Source organism: Geothrix oryzisoli, from assembly GCF_022808865.1.
Lineage (GTDB): Bacteria > Acidobacteriota > Holophagae > Holophagales > Holophagaceae > Geothrix > Geothrix oryzisoli.
Genome location: NZ_JAKZLB010000005.1, coordinates 158,954 through 183,696, shown reverse-complemented (window position 1 = coordinate 183,696; position 24,743 = coordinate 158,954). Strand labels below are relative to the sequence as shown.

Genomic DNA, 24,743 nt, shown 5'->3' with positions numbered 1-24,743 from the left:
AGGAGCCCCCCATGCGCCCCGCCCTGCTTTTCTGCGCCACCCTCACCCTCGCCGCCCAGGCTCCGGCCGAGCAGGCCATCGCCGCTGTGCTGGATGGCTGGCACCTCGCGGCGGCGCAGGCGGACGAGGGACGCTACTTCGGCCTGCTGGCAGAAGACGCGGTGTTCCTGGGCACGGACCCGACCGAGCGCTGGACCAAGACTTCGTTCCAAGCCTGGGCCCATCCCATCTTCCAGCGCGGCCGGGCCTGGACGTTCAAAGCCAGGCGCCGGGCCATCACCCTGGCGCGGGACGGCCGGACAGCCTGGTTCGACGAGGATCTGGAGACGCCGAACCTGGGCCCGGCCCGGGGCACCGGGGTGCTCACCCGGGAGCCAGGCGGCTGGCGGATCCGGCAGTACAACCTGAGCGTGCCGATCCCCAACGACCTGATGAAGGCCGTCAAGGCCCAGATCGAGGCCCTGGCAAAAAAGCCATGAATCAGGGGAATTGCCAAGTAAGATGAGGCATGACTCCTCTCCGCTGCCTTCCCCTCCTCCTGGTTTCCCTCACCCTCGGCGCCCAGGGCTCCCAGAAGCCCGCTGAGCGCCTGCGGAGCGAGGCCTTCCGCACGCACGGCGCCTACACGGACCTCGCCTGGCTCTGCGACCGCATCGGGCCTCGCCTCAGCGGCTCGCCGCAGCTGGACCAGGCCATCGCCTGGGCGCAGGCGCGGATGAAGGCGGCCGGATTCGCCAACGTCCACCTCGAGCCGGCCATGGTGCCCCACTGGGTGCGCGGCCGGGAATCCGCCGAGATGCTCCTGCCCACCCCCCATCGCCTGAACATCCTGGGCCTGGGCGGCAGCGTGGGCACGCCCGAGGGCGGCCTCACCGCCGACGTGGTGGTGGTGGGTTCCTTCGACGAGCTCGACAAGCTCGGCGGGGCCGTGAAGGGGAAGATCGTCCTCTTCGACGTGCCCTTCCAGGGCTACGGCCACACGGTGGTCTACCGCCACGACGGGGCGGCGAAGGCGGCGAAGTACGGCGCGGTGGCCGCCCTGGTGCGCTCCGTGGGGCCCGTGAGCCTGGACACGCCCCACACCGGCGTCATGGGCTACGACCCCGCCTACCCCAAGATCCCCACCGCCTCGGTGACCCTGGAGGCCTCCACCCAGATGCGGCGCATGCAGGATCGCGGCGAGCAGGTGCGGGTCCACCTCGAGATGGGCGCGCAGACGCTCCCCGATGTCCCCTCGGCCAACGTGGTGGGCGAGATCCGGGGTACGGAAAAACCTGAGGAGGTGGTCATCCTCAGCGGCCACCTGGACAGCTGGGATGTGGGCCAGGGCGCCCAGGACGATGGCGCGGGCACCGTCACCGTCCTGGAGGCGGCACGCCTCATCCAGGCTCTGGGTCTGAAGCCCCGCCGCACCCTCCGCGTGGTGCTCTGGACCAATGAGGAGAACGGCCTGCGCGGCGGCCTCGCCTACCGGGATGCCCACCGCGCCGAGCTGGGGAACATCGTGGCCGCGTTCGAATCCGATTCCGGCAGCGAGCGCATCAAGTCCTTCGGCCTCGACCTCCGCAAGGCCACGCCGGAGGCCAGGACCGCCGCCCTGGCCTCGTTGAAGGGTCTGGCCTCGAGCCTCGAACCCTTCGGGTCCATCGATGTGCGGCTCGGCGGATCCGGTGCGGATGTGAGCCCCATGGTGGCCGAAGGCGTTCCGGGCATCGGCGTGGGCCACGCCGCCACCCACTACTTCGACATCCACCACACCCAGGCCGACACGTTCGACAAAGTGGACAAGGACGACCTCGCCTTCAACGCCGCCGCCCTGGCCTCGTTCGCCTTCGCGCTGGCGCAGTCGGACGTGAAGTTCCAGTAGCGGCCCGGAGCCGGGGGCACGGATTCCCCCGGCCCTCAGACCAGGCCTCGCCAAGGGGTGGTAACCTCAGTCCAGTACAACTGGGCGCGCTGTGACGTGTTGCAGCGAATGAGGGAGACAGCTAGATGGACTCCGCCCTGCCGAACCGCATCGCCTTTCTGGGCGGCTATCTGCCGCGGCTCTGCGGGATCGCCACGTTCACGCACGACCTCTGCGAGGCGGTGGCCCTCGCGGCGCCCTCGTCGCAGTGCTTCGCCGGAGCGGTGAATGACCGCATGGACGCCTACGACTACCCCGCCCGCGTCCGCTTCGAGCTGGACGAGAAGGAGCTCGATTCCTATCGCCGCGCCGCGGATTTCCTGAACTTCAACAACACGGACGTCCTCTGCGTCCAGCACGAATTCGGCATCTACGGCGGAGGGGCCGGCAGCCATCTCCTGGCCTTGCTCAAGGAAGTCCGGATGCCGGTGGTGACCACGCTCCACACGGTCCTCCGCGAGCCGAACGCGACGCAGCGCAGGGTGATGGAGGAGCTGATCCTCCGCAGCGACCGCCTGGTGGTCATGGCCCGCAGGGGCGCGGAGATCCTGCGGGACACCTACGCGGTTCCGCTGACCAAGGTGGACATCATCCCCCATGGCATCCCGGACATGCCCTTCATCGACTCCAGCTTCTACAAGGCGCAGCTCGGCGTGGAAGGGCGCAAGGTGCTGCTCACCTTCGGCCTGCTCGGGCCGGGGAAAGGCATCGAGCATGCCATCGAGGCCCTGCCTGAGATCGTGAAGCGCCATCCGAATGTGGTCTACCTCGTGCTGGGCGCCACCCATCCCCATCTGGTCGCCCGGGAAGGCGAAAGCTACCGGCTCAGCCTGGAGAGGCTGGCCGAGGACCGCGGCGTCAAGGAACACGTGATCTTCTACAATCGCTTCGTGTCCCTGGAGGATCTCAAGGAGTTCATCGGCGCGACGGACATCTACCTCACGCCCTACCTCAACGAGGCCCAGATCACGTCAGGCACCCTCGCCTATGTCTTCGGCGCAGGCAAGGCCGTGGTCTCCACGCCCTACTGGCACGCGCAGGAGCTGCTTGCCGAGGGCCGCGGCATCCTCGTGCCCTTCCGGGATCCGCACGCCATTGCCGAGGGCGTGTGCGCCTTCCTCGACGACCCGGGCCGCCTGAAGGCGACGCGGGATGAGGCCTATCAGCTCGGGCGCGCGATGATCTGGCCCGCCGTGGCGCAGCGCTTCATCGAATCCTTCCAGCGCGCCCGCACGGAACGGAGGGCGGTGCCCCGATCGGCCTTCGCCGGGTGGACCCTCGCCAGCCGGCCCTACGACCTGCCCCCGCTCCGGCTCGATCACCTCGTACGCATGAGCGACGGCACCGGCATCCTCCAGCATGCCACCTTCAACGTGCCGAATTTCCACGAAGGCTACTGTACCGACGACAACGCGAGGGCCTTCATCCTGTGCAACCTCCTGGATGAACTTGGCGGCCGCCCGCCGATGGAGGGCATCGACCGCCTGGCCACAAGCTACCTTGCCTTCCTGGCGGCGGCCCTGAACCCCGGAACGGGCCGCTTCCGGAACTTCATGAGCCACGGCCGGCAATGGCTGGAGGAAGCCGGCAGCGAGGACAGCCACGCGCGCGCTCTCTGGGCTGCGGGCACCGGCTCGGGGCGCTCGCGCAACCCCGGCCACCGGCGGCTTTCGGCCCAGCTCTTCGAGCGTGGCCTGCCCGTGCTCGAATCCTTCACGTCCCCCCGCGCCTGGGCCTTCACGCTGCTGGGCATCCATGAGTACCTCCGCACCTTCCCGGACCACGCCCAGGCCTTGGCTCTCCGAGAAACCCTGACGGCCAGGCTCATCGGCCTTTGGAAGGACTGCGCCACCGAGGATTGGCCCTGGTTCGAATCGAGCGCCACCTACGACAACGCCCGACTCTGCCAGGCCCTGATTCTCAGCGGCCAGAGAATGGCCCACCCCGAAGCCCTGGACATCGCGCTCAAGTCGCTGGGCTGGCTGATCTCGGTGCAGAAGACCCAGGAGGGGCACTTCCGCCCCATTGGAAGCAATGGTTTCTATGTCAGGGGAGGCGCCCGCGCCTATTTCGACCAGCAGCCGGTGGAGGCGCAATCCATGGTCTCCGCCTGCCTCGCGGCCTTCCGGGCCACCCGGGATGATCAGTGGTTGCGGGAGGCGAAGCGGGCCTTCGAGTGGTTCCTGGGCCGCAACGACCTCGGCCTGCCTCTGTACGATTCCAACAGCGGAGGCTGCAGTGACGGGCTGCATACGGATCGGGTCAGCGAGAACCAGGGCGCGGAATCCACCCTGGCCTTCCACCTGTCCCTTGCCGAGATGAACCTCGCTGCCCATGCCATCGCACCTGCCCCGACTCCCGCCCCATGACGACCATCCCGCTCCGCCGCCACGATGTCACGCTCGTCCCCGAGAGCGCCCGGGTCATCATCCGCCCCTTCGTGCCCTCCAGCGCCCACCGCATCACCACCATCCTCGGCCGTGCCCTCGCGCTGAGCGAGACCGAGGCCGCGGGCGAGCTGGACTCCATGCTGGGCGAGTTCGCCTCCCGGCACCTCGACATCGAGACGCCCCTGCTGGCGAACTTCGACCGGGTACTGCCCCACATCTTCACGCACCGCCCCCTCACCCACGCCCGCAAACTCCTCATCGGCGCCCTGTTCTCCGGGGAGTACGCACTCGAATCCGCGGCCCTCTTCAACCCCTCGATCGTCCCGCATCCCGACCAGGAGGGCGTACCCGAGGGCGCCTTGCGGTTCATCCTGAGCCTGCGGGCCACGGGCGAGGGGCACATCTCCTCCATCGAGTTCCGGACCGGACTCGTCGACAGGGATGGCGGCCTCCACCTGGACCCCATCTCGCCCTTCGTGGCGCTGCCGGACCTCAACCCCAATCCCAGCTACAAGAAGCTGCCGTTCATCGTCAAGCTGCACGAGATGGGCTTCGAGAATGGGCATGCGTCCATGGTGATGGATGCCCTCGGAGAGACCTTCACCCGGAGCGACCTGAACCGCTGCGTCCTCCGGATCCGGCGCGAAACCCGGCCCCTCACCCAGGACCTCAGCAACACCCTCCGCTGCATCCAGTGGCTGGCCGACTCCAACTACGAGCTTCACTTCTCCGCCAAGCTCGCCATGAGCGAGCGGATCATCTTCCCCGTATCGACGAACGAGAGCCACGGCATCGAGGATGCGCGGTTCGTCCGCTTCGTCGAGGAGGACGGATCGGTGATGTACTACGCCACCTATACCGCCTACAACGGGCACGCCATCCTGCCCCAGCTCATCGAGACCAAGGACTTCCTCCACTTCCGCATCCTCACCCTCAATGGCACGGCGGTGCAGAACAAGGGCATGGCCCTCTTCCCCCGGCGGATCGACGGCAACTACGCGATGCTTTCCCGCCAGGATGACGAGAATCTCTTCATCATGTTCTCGGATAACCCCCACCACTGGAGCGATTCGACCGTCCTGCTCCGTCCGACCGAGATGTGGGAGTCCGTGAAGATCGGGAACTGCGGATCGCCGATCGAGACCGAGGCCGGCTGGCTGGTGCTGACCCACGGCGTCGGGCCCATGCGGAAGTACTGCATCGGGGCCGCCCTACTGGACCTGCACGATCCGACGAAGGTCCTCGGCCGCCTCCGCGAGCCCCTGCTGTCGCCGGAGGGCTCCGGGAGGGAGGGCTATGTCCCCAACGTGGTCTACAGCTGCGGGTCCCTCCTCCACGGCCGCGACCTCATCCTCCCCTTTGCCATGAGTGACCGGGCCACCGCCTTCGCCAGCGTCCCCCTGGACGAGTTGCTGGCGGCGCTGCAGACCTGATTCCCGCAGCTCACACCCCCGGCGGGAACCCCACGGCAAGCCTCACCCGGGCGATGGCGGGGTCCACGCTGCCATCGGCGCGGCGGATGAGGATGGGCGACTCGACCTCCGGGCACTGCGCCCTGGCCCCGAAAGCCTCCGGATAGTCCTGGCGGCGCCCGGCGGCAAAGACATCCAGGCCGTAGGGCTCGTCGGCCTTGAAGACGATCTCGCGGCGGTGGAGGCAGAGCAGGCCGGCGTCGCCCAGCGCGGCCAGGGCGCGATCGCGCTGATCGTTGGGAAAGACACATGCGAAGATCCCGCCGGGGGCCAGGAGCCGGGCGGCGGTCTGCGCGTAGTCCGCGATGCTGCCGCGCACCTCCAGGCGGGCGGGTACGGACTGGGGGTGCGCCGCCGGCAGGCGGTGGCCTTCGGGCCAATAGGGGGGCGTGCCCGTCACCAGGTCGAAGGGTGCGTCCCCCTCGAACAGGGCCGGCTCGCGGAGGTCGCCCAGGCGCGGGAAGATCCGGCCTTCCTGGCCGTTGTAGCGGATGCTTTTCCGGGCCAGGCGCAGGCTCTGCTCCTGGGCCTCCACCGTATGGACCACGGCCCCGGGGCAGCGCCAGGCGGTCAGGAGGGCCACGCTGCCGATCCCCGAACCCAGATCGGCGATGCGGCCCGCCCGCGGGCACCAGGTGGTTCCGTACCAGGCCGTCACCAGGTCATCCGTGCTGAAGCGGTTGCCTTTCGCCAGCTGGAAGATCCGCCAGTGCCCGCACAGGCCATCCAGGGTCTCGCCGGGTTCCAGCTCCACGCCGCCCGGCGGGACGGGTCCCGGGCGGGTCCAGCCCTTGTAGGCGGGGGCATCGTCGGGAGCGGATCGGCGCGGCATTCCTTGAGTGTCCGATAAACCGCCTGGATTCAGAAGCGCCCCTGCGCGACACTCGAGCATGGCCGTGCCTGGGAAAACCCTGGAGCCCGTCCTCCGCGAGGGGGAAGGCTCGGCCTGCGAAGGGGACAGTTGCCTCACGCTGGACGGGGCCTTCGATCGGGTGAAGGCGGCCTTCCTCCAGCACCACCCCAAGGGGGATGTGGCCCTGCTCCGCCGGGCCTTCACCGTGGGCCGGGACATGCACGCCACCCAGCTCCGGAAGAGCGGCGAGCCCTACTTCTTCCATCCCCTGGCCGTGGCCCAGAGCCTGGCGGACTGGCGGCTGGACGCCGTGAGCGTGGCCTGCGGCCTGCTGCACGACGTGGTGGAAGACACCCTCATGACCCTGCCCCAGGTGAAGGCGCAGTTCGGGGACGAGATCGGCGAGATCGTGGACGGCCTCACCAAGATGAGCAAGCTGGCCTTCACGGACAAGCACCTGCTGAACGCCGAGAACGTCCGCAAGCTGCTGGTGGCCATGGGCAAGGACGTGCGCGTGCTGCTGGTGAAGCTGGCGGACCGCCTGCACAACATGAAGACCCTGGGCGTCATGGAGGAGGAGAAGCGCCGCCGCATCTCCCGGGAGACGCTGGAGCTCTACGCCCCCCTGGCCAACCGCCTGGGCATGGGCGTGGTGCGCCTCGAACTCGAGGATCTGGCCTTCCGCCAGCTGGAGCCCGAACAGTACGAGTACCTGAAGAACGCGGTGGAGGCCAAGCGCGCCAAGCTCTCCGGCACCATCCAGGAGATCCACGGCTCGCTCCAGGCCATCCTGCGCCAGCAGGGCATCAATGCCCACGTCTACGGCCGCGTCAAACACCTCTACGGCATCTGGAAGAAGATGGGCGCCCAGGCCAAGGGCTTCGAGGACATCCACGACTGGCTGGCCTACCGCATCATCTGTCCCGACCGGGCCAGCTGCTACACGGCCATGGGCCTCGTGCACGGCCTCTACCGACCCGTCCCCGGCAAGTTCAAGGACTACATCAGCCTGCCCAAGGAGAATGGCTACCAGAGCATCCACACCACGGTGCTGATGAGCTCCGGCGACATCTTCGAAGTGCAGATCCGCACCGAGGAGATGCACGTCCACGCCGAGGCCGGCATCGCCAGCCATTGGACCTACAAGGACGGCCGCATCGCCAACCGCCTGGAGATCAACCAGGTGGCGTTCCTGCGCCGCATGGTGGAGCTGCACCAGGACGCCCAGGACAGCCGTGACCTGGTGGCCAACCTGCGGGGCGAACTGACCTTCAACCGCATCCAGGTCTTCACGCCCAAGGGCGACCTCCGCAGCCTGGTGGAGGGCAGCACCCCGGTGGATTTCGCCTACGCCATCCATACCCAGGTGGGGCACCGCTGCGTGGGCGCCAAGGTGAACGGGCGCATGGTGCCGCTCAAGCACACCCTGCAGAACGGCGACCGCGTGGAGATCCTCACCCGCCTCGACCACAAGCCCAGCCGCGACTGGCTGGGCTTCGTGAAGTCCGCTGGCGCCAAGAGCCGCATCCAGGCCTTCATCCGCGAAGAGGAGCGCGCCCACGCCGTCACCCTGGGCCGGGAGCGGCTGGAGCGCGAGGCCCGCGCCCTGGGCGTGCGCCTGGACGACACCGAAGCGCAGACCAAGCTCGAGGCGCGGCTGACCGAGCTGAAGCTGGCGAACTGGGACGCGGCCTACGCCGCCCTGGGCTTCGGGCGCATCACGGTCCACAAGCTCCTCGAGCCCCTGGTGCCCGAACCCGAGCGCGCCAGGCCCAAGGAGAATGTCTCGAACCTCATGGACTCGGTGGTGGTGGGCGATACCGCCGGCATCCTCTATGCCCTGGCCGCCTGCTGCAAGCCCATCTGGGGCGACGAGGTGGTGGGCTACATCACCCGCACCCGCGGCACCGCCATCCACCGGGCCGACTGTCCCCAGCTGACGAAGGGGACCATGCACCCCGAGCGCCGCGTGAACGTGGCCTGGGGCAAGCACGGGACGGAACTCTACGACACGGAGATCGCCCTCACCACCGAGGACCGGCCGGGCATGGTGGCCGCCATCTCCGAGGGCATCCAGCGCGTGGGCATCAACGTGCAGCGCTTCCACGGCTCGGCCACGGAGGAGGGCGCGGGCCTCTTCCACATCGCCCTGCGGGTGCGGGACCGGACCCACCTCGTGGAGCTCATGGCCGGCCTGCGCCGCATCCGCGGCGTCTACACCGTCGAACGGGTGAAGGGATCCGTGTTCGGGAAGATCAAATGACCGCTTGGCGCGCCCCCGACGAAGCCCCGCCGCTCTCCTGGGCCCGCATCGCCGAGAGCCTGCGGCGGCCCCAGCTCGGGCCCGATCCCCACAAGATCAGCGCCCGCATCCCCGAGGACCCGCGCCGGGCGGCGGTGGGGGTGATCCTCTGGGGCGATGCCGCCGGCGCCCGCAAGCTGGTGCTGGTCCAGCGCGGCTATGGGGCGCCCCACCACCCCGGCGAGATCGCCTTCCCCGGAGGCATGGTGGAGCCCCGCGACCGCGACCTGCCCGCCACGGCCCGCCGGGAGGTGGCCGAGGAGATCGGCGTGTCCGAAGGCCTCTGGGAACTGGGCTGCTTCCCCGATGGCGTGGCCAAGGCCCGTGTGCGCTTCACGCCGGTCTTCTTCCGCTGGGAGGAGCCGAAGCCCAGCTTCCGCCTGGACCACGAGCTCGAGCAGGTCCTCCTGCTCCCCCTCGCCCCACTGATGGAAGCACCCTGGACCATCGAGCGCCTCGAACGCCACGGCCTGGCCCTGGACGTTCCCAGGCTCGAACTGCCCCAGGCTCCGCTCTGGGGGGCGACGGCCTTCGTGCTGAAAGCCTGGCTGGATGTGCTGCGCGAGTGCCCCGATCCGGGCCCGGCGGACCGCTGAGCCTCCGGCCATACACACCCGATGGGTCGATTGACACCCCTTCCCGGTGGACCTACATTCCGGCCGCAGGTCCCGGTCCGGACCTCCCTTGAGCGGCGCGGAGGAGCCATGATCCTCACCATCCGGAAGACGGGCGGCTCGGCAGCCATCTCGGAGATGCTGGGCACCGTGGACGCGACGCACCTGGACGCGGAGACCCGGCGGATCCTCGCCATCCAGTTGGAGGACCTGACGGATCTGACCATCGGCCATGAGCCCATTGACGCCGACTGCTTCCGCTACGAAGTGGAAGTCCAGGGCCCGGGCCGGTCCCGCAACCTCCTGGCCGTGGACGACGAAGGAGATCCGGATCAGCCCGCCTTCAAGGCCCTGGGCGCCCTGATGCGAACCCTCGGCCTGCCCCCACCCTGAAGGGGCCGGCCGAAGGCCCTTCAGAAGCCCTACTTCACATTCACGGCCAGCCAGGCGGTGTTCACAGTGGCGTACTCGTCGGAGGCGGCCCCATAGAGATCCGCGGCCGCGTTCAAGGTCGCCACGCGCGCACCCGCATAATTCGTGCGCTTGGTCATGTAGGTGGTGAGGGCCCGGTACCAGATGCGGCCGGCCTTGTCGTTGCCGATGCCGGTGATGCTGGTGACGCCGTTGGTCATGGGCGAGGCGATGTTGTCGCAGAGTCCGTCCACCAGGCTGCCGTGGGCGAGGAGGAAGAAGAAGTGGTTGGCCACGCCGGAGCTGTAGTGGACGTCCAGCCGGCCGATGGTGCTGCTGTAGAAGTCCGGGCTGCGGCCATCGCGGCTGGGCTTGTACATCCAGCGCAGGGCCTCGTTCGGGTAAGCGTGGCCCCAGCTGTTCTCGAACAGCTTGTAGTTGGCGGTGACATGGTTGGGACCCACGCCGGGTCCCGGCGTGCTGGGGATGAAGCTGCCGGTGCTGTTGTTCAGGGTGTAGAACTCCACCAGGGTGCCGAAGATGTCCGAGTTGGCTTCGTTGAGGCCGCCGGACTCTTTCCGGTACTGGAGGTTGGCCGTGGCCGCACAGACGCCGTGGCTCATCTCGTGGCCGGCCGTATCCAGGTCCGCCTCGCCCACGGAACCGCCCACCTGGCCATCCCCATAGGTCATGCAGAAGCAGCTGTCGGACCAGAAGGCGTTGTCGTACTGACTGCTGTAGTGCATGCGGCTGAAGGTGGCCCTGCCGGCATCGTCGATGCCGTCCCGACCGAAGGCGTTCAGGTAGAAGTCCCAGGTGGCCTGCATGCCCCGGTGGCCGTCCACGCCCGCAGTCTGGGCGTTCGCGCCCATGCCCGCCGTGCCATTGTACTGGAGGCCGTCGCCCCAGGCGTTGTCGGCGTCCGTGAAGATCGTCCCCGCGCCGGAGGTGCCGTTGAGCAGGTTGGTGGTGGCGTTGTTGCCGAAGGTGCCACCGGTGCCCCGGGTGGTGTCCCGCAGCTCATAGCCCGTGGCCGTGCTGTTCGTGGCGAGGCTCACGGTTCCGTACCACTGGGACTGGCCGCTGCCGGTGGCACCGGCGGTGCGGAGGGTATCCCAGGTGTCGAGGATCCGGCCCGTGTGGGCGTCCACCAGGAAGTCGGTGTGCTTCGTCTCCCGGGCCCCGTTCTCCAGCTCCGTGTGGACGTGGTAGGCCAGGGCGTACCGCGTGGCCCGGCCGGGACCGCCCGGCTCGAGGCCGGCCACGACCAGGGTGGCGGTCGGCTCATAGGCATAAGTGCCGCGGGGGGCCAGCGCCGCATGGGCCGCCGCCAGGGCCTCGGCCCGGCCCAGGGTCGGCTCCACACTGAGCGTCAGGCCCCGCACCAGGTCGTCGGTCACCGCCCGCACCCGGCCGCTCCGGAAGTGGACGATGGCCTCGCCCTCGAACACGGGCAAGCCCTTATAGGTCTGCTCCAGCCGGACGTGATCCTCGCCGAGGGCATCGGAGACGAGGTTCCGGAAGGTGAAGCCTGCGTGCTGGCCCAGACCCATCTGGAAGGCCCGGGCAGCCAGGTGGCCCCGGGCGTCGCGGACCAGGGCATCGGTGCGGGCCTGGTCCGCAGGCACGGCCAGCAGGCAGGCGGGAAGGAGGAAGGGAACCACATGGCGCATGGAACCTCCAGACAAGAGGAGGGTCGGAGTGTCCAACCGACCTGGGGCCACGATGCTACTCCCAGCAGTTAAGTTGTGTTAATTTTTCGACCCCTTTTGTACTGGCAAACTAATTATTCCCGGCACTGGACTTGGGCAGGCACGACAAGGCCCGGGCGCGCACTTGCGTGCCCGGGCCTTCCGGATTCGGGGGACTACTTCTTCTCGGCCTTCACCGAGCCATCCTTGTCCAGGTACTTGTCGGGATCCTTCTGGAGGGCCTCGCCGCAGTGCTTGCTGCACACGCGGTAGTCGCGGCCCCGCACGGCGACGGTGGTGGACTTCGCATCCACCGTCATCTTGCAGACGGGATCCTTGGTGTTGGTGGCGGGCTTGGCCTTCTGGGCCGCGGGGGCGGCCAGGACGGCGAGGCTCAGCAGGGCGGTGTTCAGCATGGGGTTCTCCTTCGGGAAACCAGTTTATCTCCTACTTCCGGGCGTTCTTCGGGGTGCCGTCCTTCTCGAGGTACTTGTCGGGGTTCTTCAGAAGCGTGGCGTCGCAGCCGCCGCAGCAGAGCCGGTAGGTCTGGCCGCGCACGACCACGGTCTTGGAGGTTTCAGTCACCTTGCCCCCGAGGACGGGGCACTTGGTGTTGGTGGCGGGCTTGGCCTGGGGTGTGGCCGCGACGGCCAGCGTGAGCAGGAGGTTGAGCATGGGAGATCCTTTCGAGAGCACGGCCCTGGGGTGGGCGGCGGTCCCTGGGCCGTGTCCGGGACCGCCGGGTTGAGGTGGGTGTCGCAGCGGGGATCAGGCTGGCAGTGGGGTGACCGGGCCTTCCGCCACCTCCCGGCGCTTCCAGAGGTAGTAGATGGCCGGGTAGACCAGCAGCTCCAGCAGGAAGCTGGTGGCCAGGCCGCCCACCATGGGCGCGGCGATGCGCTTCATGACGTCGGCGCCGGTGCCCGTGCTCCACATGATGGGCAGCAGACCCATGAAGGCGGCGAAGACGGTCATGGCCTTGGGCCGCACGCGCTTCACGGCCCCGTGGATGATGGCCTCCACCAGGTCGCCCGTGGTGTTCAGCCGGCCCTCCCGTTTCGCCTCGTCGTGGCTGAGGTCCAGGAAGAGCAGCATGAACACGCCGGTCTCGGCGTCCAGGCCCATGAGGGCGATGAGCCCCACCCACACGGCGATGCTCATGTTGTAGCCCAGGGCCCACAGCAGCCAGAAGGCGCCGATGGCGCTGAAGGGTACGGCCAGCATCACCACCGAGGCCTTGAAGGCGCTCTTGGTGTTGGCGTAGAGCAGGCCGAAGATCAGCACCAGCGTGATGGGCAGGATGACCTTCAGCCGCTCCTTCACGCGGATCATGTTCTCGTACTGCCCCGACCAGGTGAGGCTGTAGCCCGGCGGCAGCTTGAGGTCCTTCTCCACGGCGGCCTTGGCGTGATGGACGTAGGTGCCCACGTCGAACTTCGACGTGTCGAAGTCCACCAGCACGTAGCCGTTCATCTGGCCGTTCTCGTCGCGGATCATGGCGGGTCCGTTGGCCCAGGTGAGGTCCGCGATCTCCTCCATGGGGATCATGGCGCCGCTGGGCGTCGGGATGAGCACCCGCTTCAGGGCGTCGGGGCTTTCGCGGAAGTCCCGGGCGTAGCGGACATTCACGGGGTAGCGGGCCCGGCCGTCAAAGACCGTGCTCTGGTTGTCGCCGCCGATGGCGGTCATCACCAGCATGTTGGCCTGCTCCACGCTGAGCCCGTAGCGGGCGAGCTGCTCGCGCTTCAACACGAAGTCCAGGAAGTAGCCCTGGGCCGTGCGCTCCGCGAAGGCGCTGCGGGTGCCGGGCACGCCGGCGAGGATGCGCTCGGCGTCCACGGCCACCTTCTCGATGGTCGCCAGGTCGGCGCCATTGATCTTGAGGCCTACGGGCGTGCGGATGCCCGTGGAGAGCATGTCCTGGCGGGCCTTGATGGGCATGGTCCAGGCGTTGGGGATGGCCGGGAGCCGCACCACGCGGTCCAGGTCCGCCACGATCTCCTCCTCGGTGATGCGGTCCCGCCAGAGGGGGCGCAGGGCGGCCTTGAGGAAGTCGGGCGCCCAGGCGCTGAACCAGCGGGGCTTCGCGCGCCACTGCTCCTCGGGCTTGAGGACGATGACCGTCTCCATCATGGAGAAGGGCGCCGGATCCGTGGCCGTATCGGCGCGGCCGGCCTTGCCGAAGACGCGCTCCACTTCGGGCACGGTTCGGATGAGGCGGTCCTGCACCTGGAGGATGCGCTGGGCCTCGGTCTGGCTGAGGCCCGGCAAGGTCGAGGGCATGTAGAGGATCGTGCCTTCGTTGAGGGGCGGCATGAACTCGCTGCCCAGGTTCAGGAAGGCCGGGATGGTGGCCGCCACCATCAGCACGGCCACGGCGATGGTCGCCTTGGCGTGCTTCACCACGAAGCGGCAGGGCCCTTCGTAGATCCGGTGGAGGAAGACGCTGATGGGGTGCTTCTCCTCCGCGTAGTACTTGCCCACGGCGAGCTGGGTGAAGGTCCAGGCCAGCCACTTGGGCTTGAACATGAAGGGCTCCACCCGCGCGAAGAGCATGCGCATGGCGGGGTCCAGGGTCAGCGCCAGGATGGCGGCGATGGCCATGGCCAGGTTCTTGGAATAGGCCAGGGGCTTGAAGAGGCGGCCCTCCTGATCCAGCAGGGTGAAGATGGGCATGAAGCTCACCGCCACCACCAGCAGGGAGAAGAAGACCGAAGGCCCCACCTCCATCAGGGCCTCCAGCCGCACCTGGTGGAAGCTGCCGGGTTTCCCCGCCTCGATCCATTTCTCGATCTTCTTGTAGGCGTTCTCCACCTCCACGATGGCGCCGTCCACCAGCACGCCGATGGAGATGGCGATGCCCGCCAGGCTCATGAGGTTGGCGTTCTGGCCGATCCCGTACATCGGGATGAAGGCGAGCGCCACGCTCACGGGGATGGTGATGATGGGCACCAGGGCCGAGGGCACGTGCCACAGGAAGATGAGGATGATGATGGAGACGACGATCATCTCCTCGATGAGCTTGTGCTTCACCGTCTTGATGGCGTTGTGGATCAGCTCGGAGCGGTCGTAGACCGTGATCACGTCCACGCCTTCGGGCAGGCCCTGTTTCAGCTCGATGATCCGGGCCTTCACGCGCTCGATGACGTTAAGGGCGTTCTCGCCCTGGCGCATGACCACGATGCCGCCCACCACATCGCCCTGGCCGTCCAGGTCCGCGAGGCCCCGGCGCATCTCGGGGCCCAGAGTCACGGTGGCCACGTCGCCCAGGCGGACAGGGGTGCCGTTCTCGGCTTTGAGCACGGCCGACTCCAGGTCCTTCGTGGCCTTCACATAGCCCCGGCCCCGGACCATGTACTCGCGGCCGCTGTATTCGACGAGACGCCCGCCCACTTCCGCGTTGGCCCCCTTCACCGCCCCGATGACGGACTCGATGGGGATGCGGTAGGCCGCCAGCTTGTTGGGATCGACCTGCACCTGGAACTGCCGGGCCTGGCCGCCCACGGTGGCCACCTCGGCCACGCCGGGCGTGCTCTGGAGGCCGTAGCGGAGGAACCAGTCCTGGAGGGAGCGCAGCTCGTCCGAGCTGTGCTTGCCGCTGCGGTCCACCAGGGCGTACTGGTAGACCCAGCCCACGGAGGTGGCGTCCGGGCCGAGGGAGGTCTGCACCCCGGGCGGCAGGTTGGCGGTGATCTTCGAGAGGTACTCCATCACCCGGCTGCGGGCCCAGTAGATGTCCGTGCCGTCCTCGAAGATCACGTAGACGTAGGAGAACCCGAAGTCCGAGAGGCCGCGCACGGCCTTCACCTTCGGCGCCCCCAGCAGGCTGGTGACGATGGGGTAGGTAACCTGGTCCTCGACGATGTCGGGGCTCCGGTCCCACTTGCTGTAGACGATGACCTGGGTGTCGCTGAGGTCCGGCAGCGCATCCAGGGGGATGTTCCGCATGGTCCAGAAGGACATGGCCAGCAGCACCGCTGAGGCGGCGATGACCAGCCAGCGGTTCTCCGCAGAGAAGCGGATGATCCGCTGGAGGAAGGTCGGGTGTTCGGGATCGTAGGCCGTGGTTCCGCTCATCTCGGCCCCCTCAGTGCTGGTGGCCGGACGGGGCCGGCTGGGAGGCGCCCGCGGGGGCCGCGGGTTGGGCGTTCTTCTGGCTCATGTGGGCCAGGGCGGCCTTGAGGCGGGATTCGGAATCCACCAGGAAGTTGGCGCGGACGACGACCTCGTCCCCGGCCGCCAGGCCGGAGCGGATCTCCACCTGCTCCCCCACCGTGGCGCCGGTGGTGACTTCGCGGGGCTCGAACTTGCCGTCGCCCAGGGACACGAATGCCACCTTGGTGGTGCCTGCGTCCAGCACCGCATCCAGGGGGATGAGCAGGCCCTTGTGGCCCGGCCCGTGGAGCACCACGTCGCCGAACATCTCCGGCTTGAGGACCCCGCCAGGATTGGGGAACTCCAGGCGGGCCCGCGCGGTGCGGGTCTTGGGATCCATGACGGGATCCACAAAGGCGATGCGCCCCTTCAGGACCTTCCCCGGAGAGGCCTGGACCGTGAGTTCGGCGGGCAGGCCCACCTTCACACGGCCCAACTCGGCCTCGTAGACATCCACCTGCACCCAGACCCGGCTCAGGTCCGTGATCTCGAAGGGGATGTCCGCTGGTGTGAGCCGGGCGCCCTCCACCACGGTCTTCGCGGTCACGATGCCGGAGATGGGGCTGCGCAGCGTCAGGGCCCGCTGGACCTCGCCCGTCTTCTCCAGGCGCTCGACAGCTTCGGCGGGCACATCCCAGAGCAGGAGCCGCCGCCGGGCGGCCTCCAGCAGGTCGCCGCCGCTGGCCTGCAGCGAGCCGCCGGACAGGGCCTTCTGGGTCTTCAGGGCCAGCAGGTACTCCCGCTGGGCGCTGACGAACTCGGGGGCGTAGAGGCTGAACAGGGGCTGGCCCTTGGCCACGGGCTTGCCCACGAAGTCCACGAAGAGCCGCTCCACGAAGCCCTCCACCTTCACGGTCACCTTGCGGACGCGGGTCTCGTCGATGGCCACGCGGCCCAGGGCCCGCAGCTCGCCGCTGACGGTCCCCTCCACCACCTTCTCCGTGCGCAGGCCGATGAGCTGCTGGCGCTCGTGGTCGATCTTCACCGTGGCGTGGGACTCGATCCCCGCGCCTTCGCCTTTCAGATCACCTTCGTAGACGGGGACATAGTCCATCCCCATCTCGTCCTTCATGGGGACCGGAGAGGTCTGGCTCGGGTTCATGGGGGAGCGGTAGTAGACGATCTTGCCCCTGTCCTTGGGGGCCTCGCCTTCCATGGGCACCAGGTCCATGCCGCAGATGGGGCAGGTGCCCGCGTGGTCCTGGATGATCTGGGGGTGCATGGGGCACTGGTACATCTGCTTCTTCGGCGCCGCCGCGCTGGCGGCTTCGTGCTCGTGGTCGTGCTTCGGGGCGGGCCGGAGGAGGAGCGTGCCGCCCACCCCGGCGACGAGGCCCAGGGCCACCAGGCCGAGGGTGCGGAGGCGCGGGGCGCGAGCTGGCGACGGGGAATCGAAATCAGGTCGTTCGTTGGTCATGGCGGATCTCCTACATCTTGGACATGGCGGGGCCGCTGTCCTGGGCCTGGCCCGGGGCTTTGGCGGAGGAGGCGGACTTGGCGGGGGAGGCGGCGGCGCCTGCGGCAAGACTGGCGGAAGCCAGCGACCCGCCGCTGATGGGCGGAGTGGACCCGAGGGTCGCTTCGGCCAGGGCGATGTGCTGGGCCTGGAGCTGGGCCAGGGTCTGCAGGTAGGTGCCCTGGTCGCCCACCCAGCCGTTGAGGGCTTCGAGGGCCCCCAGGAAGGGCGCGCGGCCGGCTTCGTACTGGGCCAGCGACGCTTTGAAATTGGCCTCACTCTGCACCAGGAGGCCCTCGCGGTAGAGGTCGCGGGTGCGGCGCAGGGTCTCGATCTGGATGGCCCGCTCCTCGGTCCGCTGGCGCAGGAGGGTGCGCACGGATTCCACCTCGGCGCCCTGGCCGAGGCGGTGGTGCTCGTGCTCGGCGATGGCGCGCTGCTGCTTGGAGCGGCCATAGATGGGCAGGGAGATGCTCACGCCCACCTGCCACATGGGATCCAGGCTGCCCCGGGGCATGATCCCGGCGGTGACGGCGAAATCGGGGCGGCGGTCCAGCTTCGCCAGCTCCAGCAGCTTGTCGGTCTGCCGCACGCTGGCACGGGCGCCGGCCAGCTCGGGGCTGCGGGCCTCGACCTGCTCCGGCGTGAGGGGGGCGGGTTCCGGCAGGTCCGCCAGCGCGGCTGTGGTGGGAATGGGATCCACCGGGTCGTGCTGCCGGAGGCGGTTCAGTCCTGCGAGGGCCGACCGTTCCTCGGCCTCCAGGGACCAGGTCGCCTGCTTGAGGCGCGTGAGCTCCAGCTGGGCCCGCAGCAGGTCGCCCTGGCTGCCCTGGCCCACCTCGTAGCGGGTGCGGGCCAGGCGCTCAGCCTGCTCCAGGAAGACGGCCTGCTGCGCCAGCAGCTCCTTCTGGCCGCGCACCAGCAGCAGGGCCGCGTAGCCCCGGCGCACATCGGCTTCCAGGCTCATCTGCACGCGGCTGCGGGTGGCCTCCGACACGCCGACGCCGGCGGCGGCCACCTCCTTCCGCAGGCCGCGCTTGCCCGGCCATGGCAAGGGCTGGGTGAAGGCCACGCTGTAGAAGCTGGTCTCCATCTTGCCGACCTGGATCCCGTTGAAGCCGTCGTTCTGGAGGCCCAGGGACAGGGTGGGATCCGGCAGCACGCCCGCCTGGGGGATGCGCTCCTGGTCCATGCGCACGGCCGCCTCGGCCTTCTGGACGTCGGGGTATCTCCCGAGGGCTTCCGCCAGGAGGCCCGCCAGGACCGGATCGGCCTCCGCGGCCAGTGGGGATGGGGAGGGGTGGTGGATGGGGGCCTGGGCCACGGCCGGTGCGGCGAGCACCAGGGCCGGGGCCAGGCGCAGCAGCGTGCGCATGGGAATCTCCGGAAACGGGAAAGAGGAACGGCCCGCCCGCGGGCAGGCAGAGCTTCGCTCAATCCCGGATCAGATCCGGAGCGTGTCCAATCGCGCCAGGTGCCGCCCCAGATCCGGGTCGCGGCCGCCTTCGGTGGAGACAGGACGAAGGACGGGGCCCGCTTCGGAGGCCGCGCGGGCCCAGCCGGCCGGCTCGGGCCGGGGCTCGGTCCGGCGGGCGCCCTGCTCGGCCCGGCGGGCCGCCGGGGCGACGACCACCTGGCGCTCGGCGCAGGCGCCGCGCTGGGGCGTGCGGTTCCCCTCCGGCTTGGGGCATGGGCAGGGATCGCCCATGCCGCCGGGCATCATTCCGCAGCAGCACTCGTGCGGGGCCGACGCGGTCCGGTCGCCCGCCAGCGCCCAGTCCCCGCCCACGCCGCCCAGGAGCAGCGCGACGGCCAGGATGGCGCGCAGGATCGTCCGCACGGAGAAACCTCCGGATGGCTTCCATGATAGGCCTTCCACTCATGTGGCAACACGAAAAGGTTGACGCCGGTCACACCGGAAAAGGCCCCGCCCATCGCCAAACCGAGTCCCGGCGCCCATCGGCGCTAGGATGGAGAGATGGGCACGGTTGAGACGGCGGAAGTGGCGATCATCGGCGGCGGCATCGCCGGATTGAGCTTGGCGTTCCACCTGACCCGGGCCGGCCAGCGGGGCCTCGTCCTACTGGAGCGCGAAGACCAGCCCGGAACCTACGCCAGCGGTCACAACGCGGCCGTGGCCCGGTCGCTGACCGGCCGTGACGAGCACACGGCCCTGACGGTGGAGGGCCGCCGGCGGCTGGCGGAGGCCGGCCTGATGACCGCCGGCGGCGGCCTCCTGGTGAGCGTGGAACGCGGCCCCCTGGATGCCTTCGAGGCCGAGGCCGCCCGCCACGGCGTGGAGGTCCACCGCGGCGAAGGCATCCCCCTGCCCGGCCTCCGGGCTGCCGAACATCTCGCCATCCCCGGCGATGGCGTCATCGACGCCGCGGGCCTGCTGCAGACCTGCGCCGAGGGCGCCCGGGCCGGCGGCGCGGAGCTGCGCTTCGGCTGCGCGGTGGCGGCCGTGCAGGCCACCGGAACAGGCTTTGACCTGGACACAGATCGCGGCCCCCTCCACGCGAAAGCCCTGGCCATCGCCGCGGGCGCCTGGGCGGGCGAGCTCGGCCGGATGGCGGGCTCGCACATCGGCTTCACGCCCCTGCGGCGCTCGCTGGTCTGGAGCGGCGCGGCCCATCCCCAGGCCGAGCCCTGGGCCTGGTGGGTGGACCGCCCCTTCTACCTGCGGCCCGAGAGCGGCGGCGTCCTCATGTGCCCCTGCGAGGAGGTGGCCGTGCCCCTGCCCCCACGCGGCCGCCAGCCGGATACGGATCCCGCGGTGCTCGAGGGCCTCTTCGCCAGCCTGCGCGAGCTGGCGCCGGATCTGGCGGAACGCCCCATCACCCGCTACTGGACCGGCCTGCGCACCTTCGCGCCGGACCGCCGCTTCGTCATCGGCTGGGACCCCTGGAACCCGCGCCTGTTCTGGTCCGCGGGCCTGGGCGGCCACGGCATGACCAGCGGCCTCGCCGTGGGCGCCCTGGCGGCCGAGCGGTTCATGGACCGCCGTGGGGGAGGCCCCCTGGATCCGGCCCGCTTCCGCTGATCGCCACCCGGTTCAGCGGGGCGCGAGCACCGCGATGGTGAGCCGCGAGATGCAGGTGGGACGACCCGCCTCATCAGCCATCTCAATCTGCCAGACCTGAGTCGAGCGGCCGAGGTGCAGCAGCCGGCCGGTCCCGATGACCCACCCGGAGGTCACGCTGCGGAGGTGGTTGGCGTTGATCTCGAGGCCCACGACCTGATGCCCCGGCGGCGCTGCGAAGGCTGCGCCGCAGGACCCGATGGTCTCCGCCAGGACGACCGAGACGCCGCCATGCAGCAGGCCCATGGGCTGGCGGGTGGTGGCATTCACCGGCACCCGGGCCCGGATGAAGTCGTCCCCGACCTCCAGGAATTCGATGCCGAGGTGGGACACCGCCGTGTCCGCGCACATGGCCGTCAGCCGTTCGACCGAGAGGGGGGTTTTCCAGACCTGTTCCACGCGCCCATCCATCCGGGAGCCCGAGCGGCTCTGGTTCCAGCGTATCGCCCCCGGGTTCGGAACGACCCCGCCGATCGGGTAGGATCAGGCCATGCGCCCCGCCTCCCTCCGCGTCGCCCTCGTCCAGCAGGACACGGTCTGGCAGGACCCGGCCGCGAATCTGGCCCGGGCCCGGGGCTTCGTGGCGGAAGCGGCCCGTTCCGGCGCGCGGGTGGCCGTGTTCCCGGAGCTGTTCACCCTGGGCTTCACCATGGCGCCGGAGCCCTTCGCGGAATCCATTCCCGGCCCCACCACCGAGGCCGTCGCGGCACTGTCCCGGGAGTTCGGCCTCTACCTGGTGGCCTCCGCGGTGGAGGCCCACGCGCCCCACCCCCGCAACGCGGCCTTCGTCACCGCACCGGGCGGCTCGCTGCTCGCGGCCTACCGCAAGATCCACCCCTTCTCCTACGGCGAGGAGCACCAGCACTACTCGGGCGGTTCGGACGGCCCCGTCTTCGAGATCGATGGCGTCCCCTGCGGCCTGCAGATCTGCTACGACCTGCGCTTCCCGGAACCCTTCCGCGCCCTGGCGGCCAAGGGCGCCGAGGTGGTCTTCATCCCCGCCAACTGGCCCGTGCGCCGCATCGCCGCCTGGTCGACGCTGCTGGCAGCCCGCGCCATCGAGAACCAGATGGCCGTCTGTGGCGCCAACCGCGTGGGCCGCGACGGGGCCGGGCTCGACTACCCCGGCGCCTCCGCGCTCCACGACGCCTTCGGCGAGGTTGTGGCAAAGGGTGACGCAGCCGAGGGACTGGTGGTGGGCGACCTCGACCTTTCGGCGCTGAGGGCGTGGCGTGAGCGGTTTCCCGTGCTCAAGGACCGGCGGCCTGAGGTGTACCGGCGCCTGGTTGAATGAGCCCCGACCCGGGGTCCACCGCCCTCGAGGGCCTTTGATCGCCCCTACCTGGGCCGCGCGCGGAACCTAGAATGGGTGCGTATGCGAAAGGTGCCGCGCTGGGCCGCCGTCCTCCTCGCGATCGGAGCCGGGGCGATCCTTCTCATGGCGTGGCTCCTCCGGAAGCCGAGCCTGGCGGTGAAGGTCGCCCGCGCAGAGCCGGGGCCGGTGGAGGAGATCGTCGCCAACACCCGGGCGGGTACCGTGAAGGCCCACCGCCGGGCCAAGCTCTCGCCGCAGATCCCTGGCGTGGTGATCGCCCTGCCCCACCGCAAGGGCAGCCGGGTGGCCGCCGGGGACCTGCTCCTCCAGATCGAGGACTCGGTGCAGCGGGCGGCGCTGAACCTGGCGGAGGACCAGGTGCGCACCGCGGAGGCGCGCACGCGGGAAGCCTGCCTCGCGGCGGACCTGGCGGAGAAGGAGCTGGCCCGGGGCCTAGCCCTGAGCCGGGACGGTGTCCTCAGTCCGCAGGCTCTGGACGCCCTCCAGAGCGCCAGGGACCGGGCCATCGCCACCTGCCAGGCCCTGCGGGCCGCCCTGGGGGAGGCCCGCAGCCAGGTGCGGCTGGCCCGGGCCCAGCTCGCCCTCACCCAGCTGCGGGCGCCCTTCGCGGGCCTCGTGGCGGAGTGCTCGGGCGAGGTGGGTGAGTGGATCACGCCCTCGCCCACGGGCATCCCCATCCCGGCGGTGCTGGACCTCTTCGACCCGGCCACGCTCTACGTCAGCGCGCCCATCGACGAGGTGGATTCCCAGCGGGTGCGGGCCGGGATGCCGGTGCGGATCACCGTCGACTCCCACCCCGGCCAGAAGCTGACGGGCCGACTCGACCGCGTGGCCCCCTACGTCCTGGATGTCCAGGAGCAGAACCGCACGGTGGAGGTCGAAGTGTCGCCCCTGGATCCCTGGTCCGCCCAGGGCTTCCTGCCCGGCACCTCCAGCGATGTGGAGGTGATCGTGGCCCGGCGGGACGGCGTGCTCCGCATCCCCACCGCGGCCATCGCCGAGGGTGGGAAGGTGCTGGTGCTGGAGGGCGGGCGGCTGGTGGAGCGCACGGTGAAGACCGGCCTGCGCAACTGGCAGTTCACGGAGGTCCTTTCGGGCCTCACGGCGGGGGATCCGGTGGTCACGGTGCGGGACGCCACGGCCATCCGCCCCGGAGCTCGTGCCCATGCCCAAGATCAGGGCCGGGAGGGGCCATGATCGAGCTGCAGGGCGTGTGGCGCACCTACCCGGTGGGGGAGGGCGTGGTCCATGCCCTGCGGGACGTCAGCCTCAGCATCACGCCGGGCGAGCACGTGGCGCTCATCGGCCCGTCGGGGTCTGGCAAGTCCACCCTGCTGCACATCCTGGGCTGCCTGGACCGCCCCAGCCAGGGCCGCTACTGCTTCGAGGGCCGGGACGTGGTGGCGCTGCCGGAAGCCGAGCGGTCGCTGCTGCGCCGGACGCGGATCGGCTTCGTCTTCCAGTTCTTCCACCTGCTGCCCCGCCTCACCGCCCAGGGGAACGTGGAGCTGCCCATGCTGTTCAGCGGCGTCCCCCGCAAGGAGCGGAAGGCGCGGGCGGCCCAGGCCCTCGCCTCCGTGGGCCTCCTCCCACGCGCCGCGCACCGGCCGGACCAGCTCTCGGGCGGGGAGCGCCAGCGGGTCGCCATCGCCCGGGCCGTGGTCATGAACCCCGCCGTGGTGCTCGCCGACGAGCCCACGGGCAACCTGGACCGCGCCTCGGCCCAGGAGGTGATGGGGGTGCTGGAGGCCATGAACCGGCAGGGCCTGACGCTGGTGGTGGTAACCCACGACCCCCTACTCGCCGCCCGGGCCAGGCGGGTGGTGCACCTGGCGGACGGCCGGCCGTCGGACGCGCCCGGCGGGGAGGCCTAGATGGCCTTCCTCGACCTGCTCGGCTTCGCCGTGGGCGCCCTCCGGGGCCACAGGCTGCGCACCGCGCTCTCGGTGGCGGGCGTGGCCATCGGGATCACGGCGGTCCTCGCGCTCACGGCCCTGGGGGAAGGCGCCCGGCGCTACATCGTGGACGAGTTCGCCACCCTCGGCTCCAACCTGGTCATCATCCTGCCGGGCAAGGTGGAGACCACCGGTGGCGTGCCCTTCGGCGGCGTCACCCACGACCTCACGCTGGAGGACCACGCCGCCCTCGCGCGGCTGGGCCGCCTGCGCCGCGCCGCGCCCATCGCCGTGGCCACCGAGACGCTGCGCTTCCGCGACCTGGGCCGCTCGGCCCCCATCCTGGGCACCACCGCCGACTACCAGGAGATCCGCCGCCTCCGCCTGGCCGTCGGGACCTTCCTGCCCTCCGGCGATCCCGAGCGTTCGGGGACGGAGATCGTCCTCGGCACGAAGGTGGCCCAGGAACTGTTCCGCGGGGAGAACCCCCTGGGCCAGGTGGTCCGCGTGGGCCCGGACCGCTTCCGCGTGGTGGGCGTCCTCGCGCCCCGCGGCCTGTCCATGCTCGGCTTCGACCTGGACGAGGCGGCCTTCATTCCGGTACGCACCGCCATGCGGCTGTTCAACCGCACCAGCCTCTTCCGCATCGTGGCCGAGGTGCGGATCTTCGCCGAGATGGACCAGGCCAAGGCCGAGGTCCTCGCCCTCCTGAAGGACCGCCACCGGGCCGAGGACGCGACCGTCTACACCCAGGACGCCATGCTCGCCTCCTTCTCCGCCATCCTTCGGGTCCTGACGCTCTCGCTGGCGGGCATCGCCTCGGTCTCCCTGGTGGTGGCGGGCGTGGGGATCATGAACGTCATGCTCGTCTCCGTCACCGAGCGGCGCGCGGAGATCGGCCTGCTCAAGGCCCTGGGCGCCCCGGCCCCGCGGATCCTCCTGGCCTTCCTCGCCGAGGCCGTGATCCTCGCGGCCCTGGGCGGCGCGGCGGGGCTGGCGGCGGGCGCCGCCGGCGTGGGCCTGCTGGCGCTCGCCTACCCGGGCTTCCCGGTCGCCATCCCCCTCTGGTCCGTGGGCGCGGCCATGGCCCTCTCCTTCCTGGTCGGCGTGGGGTTCGGCGTGTGGCCGGCGCGGCGGGCCACGCAGCTCGATCCCATCGCGGCCCTGGCGCGGAGGTGAG

General features: G+C 70.0%; 21 protein-coding genes. 12 read left to right on the top strand and 9 right to left on the bottom strand.

Translation table 11 applies throughout. From position 1 onward, the window contains the following. Positions 1–11: 11 nt before the first annotated feature. The 4 genes from MLE43_RS14290 (at position 12) to MLE43_RS14275 (ending at position 5,729) form a co-directional block, all read left to right on the top strand. Positions 12–479, top strand: a complete 468-nt coding sequence (locus MLE43_RS14290; RefSeq protein ID WP_243305222.1) for a nuclear transport factor 2 family protein — start codon at positions 12–14, stop codon at positions 477–479. A 29-nt stretch (positions 480–508) separates the two neighbouring features. Beyond that, the gene (locus tag MLE43_RS14285) at positions 509–1,867 is read left to right on the top strand and encodes a M20/M25/M40 family metallo-hydrolase (RefSeq protein WP_243305220.1); all 1,359 of its coding nucleotides are present in this window, start codon (positions 509–511) and stop codon (positions 1,865–1,867) included. A 125-nt stretch (positions 1,868–1,992) separates the two neighbouring features. Further along, complete coding sequence (locus MLE43_RS14280) at positions 1,993–4,275, top strand: glycosyltransferase family 4 protein (protein WP_243305218.1); 2,283 nt, start codon at positions 1,993–1,995, stop codon at positions 4,273–4,275. Then, positions 4,272–5,729 carry a glycoside hydrolase family 130 protein gene (locus MLE43_RS14275; protein ID WP_243305217.1) on the top strand — a complete coding sequence of 486 codons (1,458 nt, stop codon included), beginning with the start codon at positions 4,272–4,274 and terminating at the stop codon, positions 5,727–5,729. Before MLE43_RS14280 ends, MLE43_RS14275 begins: the two co-directional genes overlap by 4 nt. A 10-nt stretch (positions 5,730–5,739) precedes the next feature. Here the strand turns inward: MLE43_RS14275 and MLE43_RS14270 are convergent, their stop codons facing one another. After that, positions 5,740–6,600 (bottom strand): tRNA1(Val) (adenine(37)-N6)-methyltransferase, encoded by an 861-nt coding sequence (locus MLE43_RS14270; RefSeq protein WP_243305215.1) that lies wholly within the window; start codon positions 6,598–6,600, stop codon positions 5,740–5,742. A gap of 64 nt (positions 6,601–6,664) precedes the next feature. Here MLE43_RS14270 and MLE43_RS14265 point away from each other — a divergent pair, with 64 nt between their 5' ends. The 3 genes from MLE43_RS14265 to MLE43_RS14255 all read left to right on the top strand — a co-directional run bounded on the left by MLE43_RS14265 (position 6,665) and on the right by MLE43_RS14255 (position 9,930). Beyond that, a complete protein-coding gene (locus MLE43_RS14265) occupies positions 6,665–8,884 on the top strand; it encodes a RelA/SpoT family protein (RefSeq protein WP_243305214.1) in 2,220 nt (739 codons plus the stop codon). Continuing rightward, on the top strand, positions 8,881–9,519 hold the full coding sequence (locus tag MLE43_RS14260; protein WP_243305211.1) for an NUDIX hydrolase: 639 nt from the start codon (positions 8,881–8,883) through the stop codon (positions 9,517–9,519). The genes MLE43_RS14265 and MLE43_RS14260 overlap by 4 nt, the downstream gene beginning before the upstream one ends. A gap of 108 nt (positions 9,520–9,627) precedes the next feature. After that, positions 9,628–9,930, top strand: a complete 303-nt coding sequence (locus MLE43_RS14255; RefSeq protein WP_243305209.1) for a hypothetical protein — start codon at positions 9,628–9,630, stop codon at positions 9,928–9,930. A 29-nt stretch (positions 9,931–9,959) separates the two neighbouring features. Here the strand turns inward: MLE43_RS14255 and MLE43_RS14250 are convergent, their stop codons facing one another. From MLE43_RS14250 to MLE43_RS14220, 7 genes are all read right to left on the bottom strand, one after another. Then, positions 9,960–11,621 (bottom strand): M4 family metallopeptidase, encoded by a 1,662-nt coding sequence (locus MLE43_RS14250; protein ID WP_243305205.1) that lies wholly within the window; start codon positions 11,619–11,621, stop codon positions 9,960–9,962. A 194-nt stretch (positions 11,622–11,815) separates the two neighbouring features. After that, complete coding sequence (locus tag MLE43_RS14245; RefSeq protein ID WP_243305202.1) at positions 11,816–12,055, bottom strand: hypothetical protein; 240 nt, start codon at positions 12,053–12,055, stop codon at positions 11,816–11,818. 31 nt (positions 12,056–12,086) lie between these two features. Then, positions 12,087–12,314, bottom strand: coding sequence for a hypothetical protein (locus MLE43_RS14240; RefSeq protein WP_243305200.1), 228 nt, complete (start codon positions 12,312–12,314; stop codon positions 12,087–12,089). A 93-nt stretch (positions 12,315–12,407) separates the two neighbouring features. After that, the gene (locus MLE43_RS14235) at positions 12,408–15,716 is read right to left on the bottom strand and encodes an efflux RND transporter permease subunit (RefSeq protein WP_243305198.1); all 3,309 of its coding nucleotides are present in this window, start codon (positions 15,714–15,716) and stop codon (positions 12,408–12,410) included. A 10-nt stretch (positions 15,717–15,726) separates the two neighbouring features. Further along, positions 15,727–17,211, bottom strand: a complete 1,485-nt coding sequence (locus tag MLE43_RS14230; RefSeq protein WP_243305197.1) for an efflux RND transporter periplasmic adaptor subunit — start codon at positions 17,209–17,211, stop codon at positions 15,727–15,729. Between the two features lie 10 nt (positions 17,212–17,221). Then, entirely contained in the window at positions 17,222–18,625 is a 1,404-nt protein-coding gene (locus tag MLE43_RS14225; RefSeq protein ID WP_243305195.1) for a TolC family protein, read from the bottom strand. A gap of 69 nt (positions 18,626–18,694) precedes the next feature. Next, complete coding sequence (locus MLE43_RS14220) at positions 18,695–19,090, bottom strand: hypothetical protein (RefSeq protein WP_243305193.1); 396 nt, start codon at positions 19,088–19,090, stop codon at positions 18,695–18,697. 138 nt (positions 19,091–19,228) lie between these two features. Here MLE43_RS14220 and MLE43_RS14215 point away from each other — a divergent pair, with 138 nt between their 5' ends. Further along, complete coding sequence (locus MLE43_RS14215; protein ID WP_243305191.1) at positions 19,229–20,293, top strand: NAD(P)/FAD-dependent oxidoreductase; 1,065 nt, start codon at positions 19,229–19,231, stop codon at positions 20,291–20,293. Between the two features lie 12 nt (positions 20,294–20,305). Here MLE43_RS14215 and MLE43_RS14210 read toward each other — a convergent pair whose 3' ends face one another. Continuing rightward, entirely contained in the window at positions 20,306–20,683 is a 378-nt protein-coding gene (locus MLE43_RS14210) for a hotdog fold thioesterase (protein ID WP_275976267.1), read from the bottom strand. 139 nt (positions 20,684–20,822) lie between these two features. Between MLE43_RS14210 and MLE43_RS14205 the strand changes: the two genes are divergently transcribed. From MLE43_RS14205 to MLE43_RS14190, 4 genes are all read left to right on the top strand, one after another. After that, a complete protein-coding gene (locus tag MLE43_RS14205) occupies positions 20,823–21,626 on the top strand; it encodes a carbon-nitrogen family hydrolase (protein WP_243305185.1) in 804 nt (267 codons plus the stop codon). 81 nt (positions 21,627–21,707) lie between these two features. Further along, on the top strand, positions 21,708–22,865 hold the full coding sequence (locus tag MLE43_RS14200; protein WP_243305184.1) for an efflux RND transporter periplasmic adaptor subunit: 1,158 nt from the start codon (positions 21,708–21,710) through the stop codon (positions 22,863–22,865). After that, the gene (locus MLE43_RS14195; protein ID WP_243305181.1) at positions 22,862–23,542 is read left to right on the top strand and encodes an ABC transporter ATP-binding protein; all 681 of its coding nucleotides are present in this window, start codon (positions 22,862–22,864) and stop codon (positions 23,540–23,542) included. Before MLE43_RS14200 ends, MLE43_RS14195 begins: the two co-directional genes overlap by 4 nt. Beyond that, positions 23,543–24,742 (top strand): ABC transporter permease, encoded by a 1,200-nt coding sequence (locus MLE43_RS14190; protein WP_243305179.1) that lies wholly within the window; start codon positions 23,543–23,545, stop codon positions 24,740–24,742. The last annotated feature ends 1 nt before the right edge of the window (position 24,743 follow it).